Raw genomic sequence first — 12461 nt, forward strand, 5'->3', positions numbered from 1 at the left:
TCGACAAAAACCGAATACTGTTCTGTTTCCCCGGTCGGAAACGGTCCCGAAAGCGGACACACGCCTACGGGTACCCCTCGCACACCAGGATACGGACGCCCGCGGCGGTGATCGTTTGCCCGCCGAAACGGTACGGTCGGGGAGTACCGCCCACTTCGACCGCACCGGAGACGACGTGTTCTGTGGTGATCCCGGCAGCCCGGGCTATGCCGCCTGCGCGACCCAGACCCAGTTGTTCGCCCTGGCCTCCGCGGTCCCCGCCCTGCTCGGCGTGGCCCTTTTCGTCGCCGCGTTCGCCGCACCCTCCGTCAAGGACGACCGTTGCCTGCGCACCCGCACGCTCGTCTACTCGCTCATCGCGTGGGCGATCGCCCTGGCCGCCTACACGGTGGGCGGCCTCCCCTCCCTCTAGATCTCCCCCGCCAGCAGGTCGCCCGCGTCCGTGATCCGGTAGGCGTACCCCTGCTCGGCGAGGAAGCGCTGCCGGTGCGCCGCGTACTCCTGGTCCAGGGTGTCCCGCGCCACCACCGCGTAGAAGCGCGCCGCCCGGCCGTCGCCCTTGGGGCGCAGGACCCGGCCGAGACGCTGGGCCTCCTCCTGGCGGGAGCCGAACGACCCCGACACCTGGACCGCCACACCGGCCTCCGGCAGGTCGATGGAGAAGTTGGCGACCTTGGACACCACCAGGGTCCGCAGCTCACCCGCCCGGAAGGCGTCGAACAGGCGCTCGCGTTCCTTGTTGCGCGTCTCGCCCTTGATCACGGGGGCGTCCAGTGAGGCGCCGAGCTCGTCCAGCTGGTCGATGTAGGACCCGATCACCAGGGTCTGCTCACCCTCGTGTCGGCGCACGATCTCCCGCACCACCGCGGTCTTGGAGTCGGAGGAGGCACAGAACCGGTAGCGGTCCTCCGGCTCGGCCGTCGCGTAGGCGAGGCGCTCGGACTCCGACAGGTCCACCCGCACCTCCACGCAGTCCGCGGGCGCGATCCACCCCTGGTTCTCCATGTCCTTCCACGGGGCGTCGTAGCGCTTGGGCCCGATCAGCGAGAACACGTCCCCCTCCCGCCCGTCCTCGCGGACCAGGGTCGCGGTCAGGCCGAGGCGGCGGCGCGCTTGGAGGCCGGCGGTCATCCGGAAGATCGGGGCGGGCAGCAGGTGCACCTCGTCGTAGACCACCAGCCCCCAGTCGCGGGCGTCGAAGAGCTCCAGGTGCGCGTACACGCCCTTGCGGCGCGCCGCCATCACCTGGTAGGTCGCGATGGTGACGGGGCGGATCTCCTTGCGGGCACCCGAGTACTCGCCGATCTCGTCCTCGGTCAGCGACGTGCGCCGCAGCAGTTCGGCCCGCCACTGGTGCACCGACACGGTGTTGGTCACCAGGATCAGGGTCGTCGTGCCGGTCAGCGCCATCGCCGCGGCGCCGACGACGGTCTTGCCCGCACCGCAGGGCAGCACCACCACGCCCGACCCCCCGGCGTGGAAGCCCTCCGCCGCCTCCTTCTGGTAGCCGCGCAGTTCCCAGCCGTCCTGGTCCAGTTCGATCCGGTGCGCCTCGCCGTCCACGTACCCGGCCAGGTCCTCCGCGGGCCACCCGACCTTGAGCAGCGCCTGCTTGAGGTTGCCGCGCTCGCTCGGGTGCACCGCCACGGAGGACTCGTCCAGGCGCTCACCCAGCATGCCCTTGAGCTTGCGGGCGCGCACGACCTCCTCCAGCACCGCGCGGTCGGTGGACTCCAGCACCAGGCCGCGCACCGGGTCACCCACGAGCCGCAGGCGGCCGTAGCGGTCCATCGTCTCGGCGATGTCCACCAGCAGCGCGTTGGGGACCGGGAACCGGGAGAAGCGGATCAGCGCGTCCACGACCTGCTCGGCGTCGTGCCCGGCTGCCCGCGCGTTCCACAGGGCCAGCGGCGTGATCCGGTAGGTGTGCACGTGTTCGGGGGCCCGCTCCAGTTCGGCGAACGGGGCGATGGCGCGGCGGCACTCCTCGGCGGACGCGTGGTCCACTTCGAGTAGGAGCGTCTTGTCGGACTGGACGATCAGGCAGGACACACGGACCTTCCCTCGGTGGTCGCTGGGGCGGGGGCGCCGGTCGGGGCGCAGTGGGTGTAACGCGTCCGGGTCCTTCGATCATGCCCGGGTCACGGCGATTCGAGGGCGGCCAGCACGATCGCCACGGCCATGATCGGCACGAGCAACAGGACGTACAGCACGAGATAGGCGAACGTACACGCCCATGTGTACCTGAGGTAGCGCTCCACCTCGTCGGCGTCGGGGACCTTCGTCAGGGTGACCACGCCCAGGACGATGCCCGGGAGGTTGGCCGCCAGCGCGGCGAACCACAGGCCCAGGCTCACGGCCGCGGCCGGGACCGCCAGGGTCGCCGCGGCGGTGACCAGGGCCGCGGTGGCACCGCCGACCCGCGGGGGCGGTCCGCTCGGTCCGCGGGTGGCCGGAGGGGGCGCGGCCGGTACCGGCGGCGGGGCGCCCGGCGGGTGCGGTGCGGGCAGGGCCGGACCGCCCCGCGGGCTGTGCCGGGGCGTTCGGGGAACCGTGCCGGAACCCCTCTCCCAGAAGGTCCTGGGACTGTACCGTCCGCCGTCCACCCCTCGTCCGCGCCCCCTCCGGTCGCCGTCTTCGAACCCCCATCGTCTCATCGGACCCGGTCGGATCGCCCGCCTTCGGGCCGTGTCAGTAGTGCGTGACGGGGACGATGCCCTCGACCCACGATCCGGCTTGGGTGAACACCACGAACGTCAGCACCAGCATCACGAAGAACATCACGCCCGCCGCACCCAGGCAGTACCAGGAGTAGCGCGTCAGCGTCTCCGCCTGCACCGGGCGGCCCCGGTCGCGCGCGTGCGCGGCGCGGACCGCGAACACGATCCCGGCGACCCCGAACAGCCAGTTGGCACAGCACAGGAACGTGAGCGCGTGCAGGATCAGGGCCATCGTGGAGCTGTTCGCCCCGCCGGAGGCCGGCCCCGCCTCCCCGCGCTCCGGATCCCGGGTCCCGCCGCCCGCGGGCGCGCCGTGCCCGTGGTCGCGGGGGGACGATGCCCCGGGGGGCAGCGATGCGTCGCTCATGGGGTGTCTCTCTCCACCGTCGGAAGGCCCGGTCGACCGGCACCACCCTATGCCGTGGCGCCCCTGCGGTCAGTCGGCGGTGGGCCCCAGTTCGGCGACGGCGGTGACGCGGTGCACGGCGAACCGGTGCACGGCGCCGCGGGTCGTGTCGTAGGCGGTCAGGAAACCACCGTCCACGCTCGACGGTTCGACGATCCGGCTCACCTGGCGGCCGTCGGTGTCGGTGTAGCCGATCCACACCCGGCGCCCTTCCTCGGCGGCGTGGGAGAGCGCCTCCATGGCCGCCTGGGCCCGGGAGCCGGGCGCCCCGTCCTCGGGCAGCGGGACGGGGCGCCGCGTGGCCGTGGCCGCCTCGTCCCCGGCACGGACCGCGCGGACCGCGGCGCGCGCCAGTTCCCCGCGCGTCCCCGACTCGGCCGGGCCCCCGGTGTCCGCGGGCGCGGCGCGGCGGACCTCCGGGCGGGTCAGCCGCATGGAGCCGTCACCGCTCTCCGCCACCGGGTGGTAGCCCAGGGATCGCAGCCGCTCCACCAGGGCGGCCCGGTTGAGCCGACTGGCCACGACGGTGGGGGCCAACCGCACTAGGCCCAGCTCGGCGGTCCTGCGGTCGCCCACCAGCTCCTCCAGCACCGTCGGCTCGTCGCACCGCAAGTAGCTGGATGCGCTCCCCGCGCGCAGGCGTCCGTGGCGGCGGGCCGTGTCCGACACCAGGTAGCGCAGTGCCTGCGGGACCGGGGTGCGCGAGTGCCGTTCGAGCAGCGCCGTGAGGTCGACGGCTCCCCGGCCGGCGTCCAGCGCGCGCCGCACCGACCCCTCCGTGAAGCGGTACACGGTGGCGCCGCCCGTCGACTCCACGTCGGCGACCAGGGCGAGTTCGCGGGCCAGTTCGCTCACCAGGGGCCCCGGGGCGACCGCGGTCATGTCGCCCTGGAGGAGGACGTGGTCGAGGGGTTCGGGCAGCGCCGGTGCCAGAAGGTGGGCCGCGCCGTCCTCGTCGCCGTCGAGGAGCGGCCGCGTGTGCTCGGCGAGGGCCCCCAGGCCGGTCAGGCCGAGAACGGCGGCCTCCTCCTCGGCCGCGCCCACGAGTTCGGTGTACACGGCCGAACCGCGGCGCGGGTGGCGCCAGGCCAGGCGCGCCTCCAGCGACTCGGCGGTCGGTGCCAGGCCGGGGGGCGCGCTCCCCAGTTCCCCGAGCACGTCCAGGCGGGCCTGCGGCGCGCCGGGGCGGGTCAGGCCGGGGCCCAGGACGTTGCGGACCCGACCGCCGGAGTCCCGGGTGCTGGTCAGGGCCGCGACCCGGTCCGACTCCAGCCACGCCGAGGCGAGCCGCAGCCAGCGGCGTTCGGGAGGACTCTCCCGCCACAGGTCGTACTCGCGGGTGGGCAGCCACTCGCCGCCCACGCGGTCGTCGGCACCGATGAGGCCCGCGGCGCGGGCGGTCTCCACGAGCAGGGCGGCCGTGGGTTCGTCGGTGTCCATCACCTGGGCGGCGCGCCGCAGGTCCCGCACCCCCATCCCGCCGTTGCGGAGCACGGCTGCGGGCTCCTGGGACCAGTGCTCCAGGAGTTCCCCGACCGCGCGCAGCACAGTGAACGCCTGACCGGCCGAGGCCCGCGACACCGATGCGGCCGTCCGCTCCGTACCTTGGAACGGCGGCGGGTCCAGGGCCAGGTCCCGGAAGAGCGTTCCGCCGCGCAGGACCAGACCGACCTCACGCGGCAGGGTCAGCGTGTCGTCGCCGGTGGGCAGCAGCAGGGCGCGGGCGATCAGCGCGTCGACGGGGGAGGCGGCCGTGTCCGGGGCCACCTCGCGGCGCGCGTTGGCGACCGTGCCGTTGGGCGGGCCCCAGGCGAGACCGTCCAGGAGCCGGTGCGCCCGCGTGTCCACCTGTTCGAGCAGGCCGCAGACCCGAGCCGGGTCGGACAGGGCCGTGGCCACCGTCTCCACGGGTGTGGCGGCGGTGCTGTCGGGGGCGAGGCTGTCCGCGAGCCGGACGACGGCGGCGTGCGGCAGGGCAGCGAGCAGGGCACGCAACGGGGGGCCCAGCCGTGCGGGGTGGGGAATCAGGTCGCGCAGGACCTGGACGGGGCGCAGCCGCCCCCGGTCCGGCCAGACCAGGGCCAGACCGAGGAGGGTGTCCAGGGCGCGGGCCAGGGGGTCGTCGGCCGGTGCCGGGGGCGGCTTGACGCCCAGGGCCTCGGCCAGGTCGGCGGGGGTGGCGCCCACGGGTTCGGAGAGGCGGTCGTCGCCCAGGGCGATCACCGACTCCAGGACCTGGAGGGTGAAGCGGTCCAGGCGCTCCAGGACGCGCAGCACGGCGTTGCGTCCGGCGGCCCGGGCGGCCAGCGCGCCCACGTCGGCCGGAACCGGCCGGGCGAGTTCGGGACGCGCGGTGAGCAGCGCGGTGAGTTCGTCGTCCGAACGGCCGCGCAGCCAGGACGTCAGCGTCGGCGGACGCCCGGGGGAGACCGCCGAGCCGCTTCGCGTCCCAGGTCGACCCGGGTGTGCGTTGTCGTTCATCGTGCTCCACGCTAGGCGATGGCCACTGCGGCGTTCGTCAGGGTCCGTGCCGGTCCGCCGACGCCAGCGGTGACCGAAGGCCCGTATTCGAACAGGAATCGTCAACCGAAATCAGGAGAGAGGGTTAAAACCCGGGATCGCTTGGGTCACTATGGGGTCATGTCCCAGCGAGCGGAACAACTGGTGCTCGACTACCTGTCCGAGGTCGGTCTGGCCCTGCACGGTCGGCTGTCCCCCAGGGAGCGCACCGAGTACCTGGCCGGACTGCGCAAGCGGATCGACGCGCGGCGCTCGGCCCTGGGCGACCCCGGACCGGAGGGCGTCCGCGACATCCTGCGGGTGTTCGGCTCCCCGCAGGACTGCGTGCGCCAGGCGTGCGGGGGCCGCGCCCTCGACCTGGAGGACGACGACCTCATCCCGCCCATGCCCGCGCACGCCGTCCGGGTGCCCCCGCCCTGGCGAGGCGGCCCCAACAACGGCCTGATGCGGCTCCTGGACGGGCCTGGGGGCGGGAACGCGCGACCGCACCGCGCCCAGCGCCACGGAGGCCTGCGGGGGCTCTCCCTCACTCTGCGCACGCACACCTCGGAGGCGGTGGCACTCGGGCTGATGCTGCTGGCGGTGCCGTGGGGCCTGGGGCTGACGTTCCTGTGGGTGCTGTCGGCCGCGCTGGTCGTGCTCAGCCGGGTCTGGGGCACCGCGGACAAGTGGATCGGCGTGGGGCTGCCGCTCGCCGCCTGCGCCGTCGCCATGCTGCTGTGGAACGGGGAGGCCAAGTTCATCGACGTCTACATCGCGCGCTCGCTGCCCGCCACCGGGGTGATCGGGATCGGACTGGGCTCCCTGGTATGCGTGTTCCACCTCTACCCGAAGGCCCTGCGGTCCGCCCAAGAGCACATCTGAGTCACCGGTTGGCAAATATTGGGGAATGACCGCTTCCGTTCCGCAGCGGCGTCGTGCCCGGAGGCCGACCGGTGCGGTACTCCTGTCCTTACCCCGGTGCGTACCGCGCCCAGGGGGCCGAGTCACGGCACCACGCCCGGCGTCCAGTCCGGGAGCCGTCACGTCGAGGCGCCGCGCCCGCGTCGAGTCCCGTCCCGCACTCCGCAACCCGGCGCACGGGGCGCCGCCGACGTCCCACGGGGCCCGGATGATCCGTATCCGGGCCCCGAGCGCGGGCCGTGTCCGCATCCGGCCCCGCTTAGGGGCGCGGGGCGCGCGATATGCCCTCGCGCGGGGCAGCCCGTCCAAGTAACTTGGGAGGGTCCCCAGCAGTCCTGGGGCGCCGAGGATACGGGCGGGGGAGCGGGCGGAGCGCGTTCTCTGGGAGAGCCGGGAACCGAGGCGCCCAACAGAGAGAGCATGAGGTCGCCAGGTGCCCACCGGCAAGGTCAAGTGGTACGACGGAGACAAGGGTTTCGGTTTTCTCACGCGCGACGACGGCGGTGAGGTGTTCGTGCACTCCTCCGCGCTGCCCGACGGCACTGACTCCCTGCGCCCCGGACAGCGCGTCGAGTTCGGTGTGGCCGAGGGACGCAAGGGGATGCAGGCGCTTCAGGTGAGACCGCTCGACGGCCAGCACTCGGTGGCCAGGGCCCGGCGCAAGAAGCCCGACGAGATGGTGGTCATCACCGAGGACCTCATCACGCTGCTCGAAGGGTTGTCCAACGGCTACCGCAGAGGGCACCACCCCGAACGCCGGGACGCGTCCAGGATCGCGTCGGTCCTGCGTGTGCTCGCCGACGACCTCGACGTCTGAGCGGCCGGGTCGGTCCCCGTTGACCGCCCCTTGGCGCGGGGGGACCCGCCCGTGACGGGGAACCGGCCCGATCTTGGCCTCCGGCATGGTCGAATCGGTGTGTGCGATCAGTGAGAATGGGGGGCGTGAGCCCTACTCGACGTTCCCCTGTACCGGACAAAGCCTGCATCGAGGCGGTGGACCTGGCGCGCTCGGTGGCCGCCGAGGCCGGCCGCCCCGAGTGGGTGGGCGAGCACCGTGCCCCCCGAGTCGAGGGCACGCGCCTGGTCACCCACTACTTCACCTGCCTGGACCCCGCCTACCCGGGGTGGAACTACGCCGTCACCGTGGTGCGCGCCTCACGTGCCAAGAACGTTACGGTGAACGAGGTGGTGCTGCTCCCCGGCGACGGCGCGGTCGTCGCACCCGAGTGGGTGCCCTGGAAGGAGCGCCTGCGGCCGGGCGACGTCGGCGTGGGCGACCTCCTGCCCACGGACGAGGACGACGAGCGGCTCGTCCCCGGGTTCGCCCAGGTGCCCGCGGGTGAACTGGACGAGGAGGGCGCGGACCAGCAGATGCAGTGGGAGCTCGGCCTGGGGCGGCGCCACGTGCTCTCCGAGACCGGCCGCGAGCAGGCCGCAGAGCGGTGGTACAACGGCGAGGCCGGACCGCGCAGCGCGGTCGCCACCGCCGCGCCCGCCCGGTGCGCCACGTGTGGTTTCATGACCCCCCTCGCCGGCGAACTGCGCCAGATGTTCGGCGTGTGCACCAACGAGTACGCGCCCGACGACGGCAGGGTGGTCTCCCTCGACCACGGCTGCGGGGCCCACTCCGAGGTCCGCCACCCCGAGGAGCGCGCCGAACGCGGGAGCGGCACACCGGTGGTCGACGAACTCGGCTACGACCACATCGTCTTCGACGACACCGCTGAGCTGGAACTGGTCTCCTCCGACCACTGAGCGCTCCGGTCCACCGGGCGGTTCGGTGCGTCCCGTCGCGCGGCGTCGCCGACGATGGCCTAGGGTCGTCCTGGTGCCCGGGCCACGTTCGCCCGGCGCGCCGTTCCGGGGTGGTCCGCACCGCAGGAGGAGTCCGCGATGTCCGAGCCGGTGACCGCTCCGGCGGTCGATCCCTTCCACACCGCCGAGCTCCGTCGGCGTGTGCTCGCCGCGTGGGCCGACGCGCCCGCGCGCTTCCGCGAGGACGCCAACGCCGAGGAGGACTACGCTCTGAACGGCTACCGCGACCGCGTGGTCGTGGAGCTGGCACAGAACGCCGCCGACGCCGCCCGCCGTGCCGGGGTGCCCGGTCGGCTGCTGCTGGCGTTGGAGGGCGACCGGCTCACCGCCGCCAACACCGGTGCCCCCCTCACGGCGGAGGGGGTGGAGTCGCTGGCCACGCTGCGGGCCTCCACCAAGCGCGGTGAGCACGGGGCGGCCGGGCGCTTCGGGGTCGGCTTCTCCGCCGTGGTCGCGGTCAGCGACGACGTCACCGTCGCCTCCGGCGGCGCCGCCGTGCGGTTCAGCTCGGAGCAGGCCAGTGCCGCCGTCGCCGACCTGCTCGTCGAGGGCACCGCCCACGAGGGCCTGGCGGACGAGGTGGGGCACCGTTCGGGCCACGTGCCCATGCTGCGCCTGCCCTTCCCCACCGAGTCCCGGGGTGTGCCGGGCTACGACACGTCCGTCACCCTCCTGCTGCGCGACGAGGCCGCCCGTGAGCGTGTGGCGGCACTCCTGGACGCCACGGGTGAGGCGCTGCTGCTGACTCTGCCCGGCCTGGGCGAGGTGACCGTGTCCGTCGACGGCTCCGCGCGTGTCCTCACCCGGGACGACACTGGTGCCGACGGGCCGGTGACCGCCTACAGCGACGGCGGAGGCACCCGGACGACCTGCTGGCGGGTGCTCTCCCGATCCGGCTCGTTCGACCCCTCCCTGCTCGCCGACCGCCCCGTGGAGGAGCGCGGTCGCACACAGTGGTCGCTGACGTGGGCCGTGCCCGTGGACGCCCGGGGACGGGTGACCGAGCTGCCCCCCGACGTCGAACCGGTCGTGCACGCGCCCACTCCCACCGCCACCGAACTCGACCTCCCCGCGGTCCTCATCGGCACCTTCCCGCTCAGCACCGACCGGCGGACGGTCCAGACCGGTGCCGCCACCGACCTCCTGCTCGTGGAGGCGGCCCACGCCTACTGCGCGCTGTTGAGGGAGATCGACCCGCGCTGTGCCCTCGACCTGGTGCCCGGCACCCGCATGGGCGGCGGGGCCGTGGACGCCGTCTTCCGGGCCCGCGTCGCCGAACCGCTCCGGGACACCCCGTTCCTCACCACCGCCCTCGGCGCCCCGGTGGCCCCGCGTGAGGCGGTGCTGGTCGACACCGGTGCCCCGGGCGGCGCCGACGAACTGGTCGGTGTGCTGTCCGAGCTCGTCCCCGCCCTGCTGCCCGGGTCCTGGAACCCGCGCCATCCCGCGCTGGCAGTCCTGCGGGTGGACCGCCTCGGGCTCGCCGACATCGCCGACCTGCTCGCCGACACCGAACGGCCGCCCCTCTGGTGGGCCGGGCTGTACACGGCGCTGGAACTCGCCGGGGCCGCCGGGGCCGACCTGGACGAGCTGGGCGCACTGCCGGTCCCCCTCGTCGACGGCAGGCTCGTGCGCGGCCCTCGGTCGCTGCTGCTGCCCACCGAGGACTGGTCCGGCGGCGGCGTCGACCCTGCCGCGGTGTCCGCTCTGGGGGTGCGGGTGGTCCACCCGGACGCGGTGCGCCCCCTCCTGCGGAGGCTCGGCGCACTGGACGCCGGGGCGGCGACCGTACTGTCCGATCCGCGCACCGAGGCCGCTGTCCGCGACTCCCTGGAGGCAGAGGACCCCGACCCGGTCGCGGAGGCCGTGCTGGAGCTGGTGGCCGCTGCCGGGACGACCGCCGCGGACGCCCCCTGGCTGGCTGACCTGGCTCTGCGCGACGACGAGGACGGCTACTCCGTCGCCGCCGAACTGCTCGTGCCGGGGGCTCCCCTGGCCGGCCTTCTCACGGACGACGCCCCCTTCGGCACCGTCCACCCCGATCTCGTCGAACGGCACGGAACGGACGCCCTGCGCGCCGTCGGTGCCCTGTGGGAGCTGTCGGTGGTCCGCGCCGAGGAGGCCGTGCTGGGCGAGGAGGTCGTCTCCTCCTTCGGGGAGCACGCCCCGGAGGGGCTGGAGGACTGGGCGGACGAGGTGCTGGAGCGGGTCGGCGACCCCGACCTGCCACCGGTCGTGCCCGAACTCGTCTGCGTCGCCGACCTCGACTACGTGGACGACGACCGGTGGCCGGAGGCGCTGCGGATGCTCTCCCGCGGCCCGCTCCGAGAGGCGGTCACCGCACCGGCCCGCGTCCTGCTTCCGGACGGGCGCGCGGTGGACGTCCCCTCCTACACTGCCTGGTGGCTGCGCGGGCGTGCCCTGATCGGGGGCCGGACCCCCGTGCAGTTGCGCATCGCCGACGCCGAGGAGACCCTGGCCGGGCTGTACGACGAGGCGCCCGCCGACCTCGATCCCGAACTGGCGCGGGCCCTGGGCGTGCGTACGAGCCTGGCCGACCTGGTCGCTGACCCCGACGGCCCCGACGACCTGCTGGAACGGCTCGCGGAGCCGTCCCGGCACGTGGACCGGGCGACGCTGCGCAGGGTGTGGGCGGCCCTGGCAGGGGTCGAGGCCGACCTGGTCGCCCCGCCGTCCCGGGTGCGTGCCGTGCGCGACGGCGCGGTCGTCGTCGCCGACGCCGAGGACGCCGTGGTCGTGGACTCACCGGACCTGTTGCCGCTGCTCGCCGACCACGCCCTGGTGCTGGCGCCTGCCGACTCCGCCGAGGCCCTCGCGGAGGTGCTCGACCTGGAACTGGCCAGCGAGAGTGTGGAGGGCGAGGTGGAGGGCGAGGGACGGATGCGCTCCGTCCCGGGGGAGGCCGTCCTGTTCCTCGACCCGGCGGAGGAGCCGGACCGCACCTACCTGCACCACGACACGCTCACCGTGGACGGTGTCGAGGTGGAGTGGTACGTGGGCGACGGCAGGGTGCACGCCTCCACCGCCGACGGCCTCGCACGCGCGCTGTGCTGGCGGGCCGGGCAGTGGGAGCGGCGCCACCTGCTGGCTGCGGCGCTGCGGGAGCCGTCCGCGGTGGCGGACCTGCTGGCCGAGGCCGACCTGGCCTGAGCCGGTTCCGCTGCCCCGCTCAGGCCAGGGCGGCGGCCAGGCGTTCGCCCAGACCCTCCTCCGCCTCGCCCCAGGCGGTGACGTCGACCGTGTCGCCGACCGACAGGGTGCCGGGGCGGGTGACCGCGAACTTGGCGCCGAAGGCCACCCCGCCCTTGTCGGAGCGGCGGTAGGCGGCCAGGGAGCGGATCGGCTCGGGGCCCCGCTTCTCCCCGGTCTCCTGGTCCACGGTGGGCACCGCGCAGCGGATGCACACCTTCGCGTAGCCGAGTTCGGCTGTGCCCAGGCGGGCCGTGCGGACGAGGTCCTCGGTGTGGGGCTCCGGCCAGCCCGAGACGACCACGTTGGGGCGGAAGCGGTTCATGGGGACGGGTTCGGCACCGCGCGCGAGGATGCGCTCGTTGAGCAGGTCCAGTGAGGACAGCGAGGCCATCAGCACGGCGGTGCTGTCGGCGAAGGCGGCGGTTCCGGGGGTCGTGCCGCCGGTGCGGCGGTCGTGGTCGTCGGGAACCCGCACGAGTCGGCTGTCCGCGCCGAGCGCCTCGGAGAACCACTCGGCGGCGGTGTCGCCCTGGTCGAGCCCGGTGTAGGTCCTGCCGTGCATCACCACCTCTACCGGCGGGCCGTCGGGGTCGGCCGCCACGCGCAGCGGTTCGAGGCCGTCCGCGGCCAGTGACAGGTGCGCGCCGTCCGCGGAGACGCCGGTGCGCACGCGGGCCATGCGGGGGTCGACGCGCTGGCTGCGGAAGGCCCCCTCGGTGGTGACCACCATGAACGTGCGGTCGTGCCTGAGACCTGCCGGGGTCAGATCCGCGGCGGGCACACGGGTGCCGGAGCACCCTTTGACGGGGTAGTGGACGAGTTCGGTGATGTCGGCCATGGACAGGAACCTACCGCGTGGCCGTGCGCGGCGGCCCGGTGCGGGC

10 protein-coding genes are annotated in these 12461 nt (G+C 74.2%); 5 read left to right on the forward strand and 5 right to left on the reverse strand.

Translation table 11 applies throughout. The annotated features are described in order from the left end of the window. The first annotated feature begins 175 nt into the window (after positions 1-175). Entirely contained in the window at positions 176-412 is a 237-nt protein-coding gene (locus tag B042_RS0121120) for a hypothetical protein (protein ID WP_028650024.1), read from the forward strand. Here the strand turns inward: B042_RS0121120 and B042_RS0121125 are convergent. The 4 genes from B042_RS0121125 to B042_RS0121140 form a co-directional block, all read right to left on the reverse strand. Then, complete coding sequence (locus tag B042_RS0121125) at positions 409-2052, reverse strand: DNA repair helicase XPB (protein ID WP_028650025.1); 1644 nt, start codon at positions 2050-2052, stop codon at positions 409-411. The genes B042_RS0121120 and B042_RS0121125 overlap by 4 nt on opposite strands. Positions 2053-2141: 89 nt before the next feature. Then, positions 2142-2606 (reverse strand): hypothetical protein, encoded by a 465-nt coding sequence (locus B042_RS26805; protein WP_231494165.1) that lies wholly within the window; start codon positions 2604-2606, stop codon positions 2142-2144. An 85-nt stretch (positions 2607-2691) separates the two neighbouring features. Further along, complete coding sequence (locus tag B042_RS0121135) at positions 2692-3087, reverse strand: hypothetical protein (protein ID WP_028650026.1); 396 nt, start codon at positions 3085-3087, stop codon at positions 2692-2694. Between the two features lie 69 nt (positions 3088-3156). Beyond that, complete coding sequence (locus B042_RS0121140; RefSeq protein WP_028650027.1) at positions 3157-5607, reverse strand: helicase-associated domain-containing protein; 2451 nt, start codon at positions 5605-5607, stop codon at positions 3157-3159. Positions 5608-5766: 159 nt separating this feature from the next. On the opposite strand from B042_RS0121140, the gene B042_RS0121145 reads away from it, so the two are divergent. The 4 genes from B042_RS0121145 to B042_RS0121160 all read left to right on the forward strand — a co-directional run bounded on the left by B042_RS0121145 (position 5767) and on the right by B042_RS0121160 (position 11535). Beyond that, on the forward strand, positions 5767-6510 hold the full coding sequence (locus B042_RS0121145) for an HAAS signaling domain-containing protein (protein ID WP_028650028.1): 744 nt from the start codon (positions 5767-5769) through the stop codon (positions 6508-6510). 472 nt (positions 6511-6982) lie between these two features. After that, positions 6983-7366 carry a cold-shock protein gene (locus B042_RS0121150; RefSeq protein ID WP_028650029.1) on the forward strand — a complete coding sequence of 128 codons (384 nt, stop codon included), beginning with the start codon at positions 6983-6985 and terminating at the stop codon, positions 7364-7366. A gap of 176 nt (positions 7367-7542) precedes the next feature. Further along, positions 7543-8304 carry a DUF3027 domain-containing protein gene (locus B042_RS0121155; protein WP_028650030.1) on the forward strand — a complete coding sequence of 254 codons (762 nt, stop codon included), beginning with the start codon at positions 7543-7545 and terminating at the stop codon, positions 8302-8304. 138 nt (positions 8305-8442) lie between these two features. Continuing rightward, positions 8443-11535: a sacsin N-terminal ATP-binding-like domain-containing protein gene (locus B042_RS0121160; RefSeq protein ID WP_028650031.1), complete on the forward strand. Its 3093-nt coding sequence runs from the start codon at positions 8443-8445 to the stop codon at positions 11533-11535. 19 nt (positions 11536-11554) lie between these two features. Here the strand turns inward: B042_RS0121160 and B042_RS0121165 are convergent, their stop codons facing one another. Next, positions 11555-12415 carry an MOSC domain-containing protein gene (locus tag B042_RS0121165; protein WP_028650032.1) on the reverse strand — a complete coding sequence of 287 codons (861 nt, stop codon included), beginning with the start codon at positions 12413-12415 and terminating at the stop codon, positions 11555-11557. Positions 12416-12461: the final 46 nt, after the last annotated feature.

Origin of the sequence: Nocardiopsis sp. CNT312 (assembly GCF_000515115.1) — a bacterium.
GTDB lineage: Bacteria > Actinomycetota > Actinomycetes > Streptosporangiales > Streptosporangiaceae > Nocardiopsis.

Coding starts and splice junctions, on each gene's coding strand:
- B042_RS0121160 (WP_028650031.1), top strand. CDS start 8,443: ATGTCCGAGCCGGTGACCGCTCCGGCGGTCGATCCCTTCCACACCGCC.
- B042_RS0121135 (WP_028650026.1), bottom strand. CDS start 3,087: ATGAGCGACGCATCGCTGCCCCCCGGGGCATCGTCCCCCCGCGACCAC.
- B042_RS0121165 (WP_028650032.1), bottom strand. CDS start 12,415: ATGGCCGACATCACCGAACTCGTCCACTACCCCGTCAAAGGGTGCTCC.
- B042_RS0121145 (WP_028650028.1), top strand. CDS start 5,767: ATGTCCCAGCGAGCGGAACAACTGGTGCTCGACTACCTGTCCGAGGTC.
- B042_RS0121140 (WP_028650027.1), bottom strand. CDS start 5,607: ATGAACGACAACGCACACCCGGGTCGACCTGGGACGCGAAGCGGCTCG.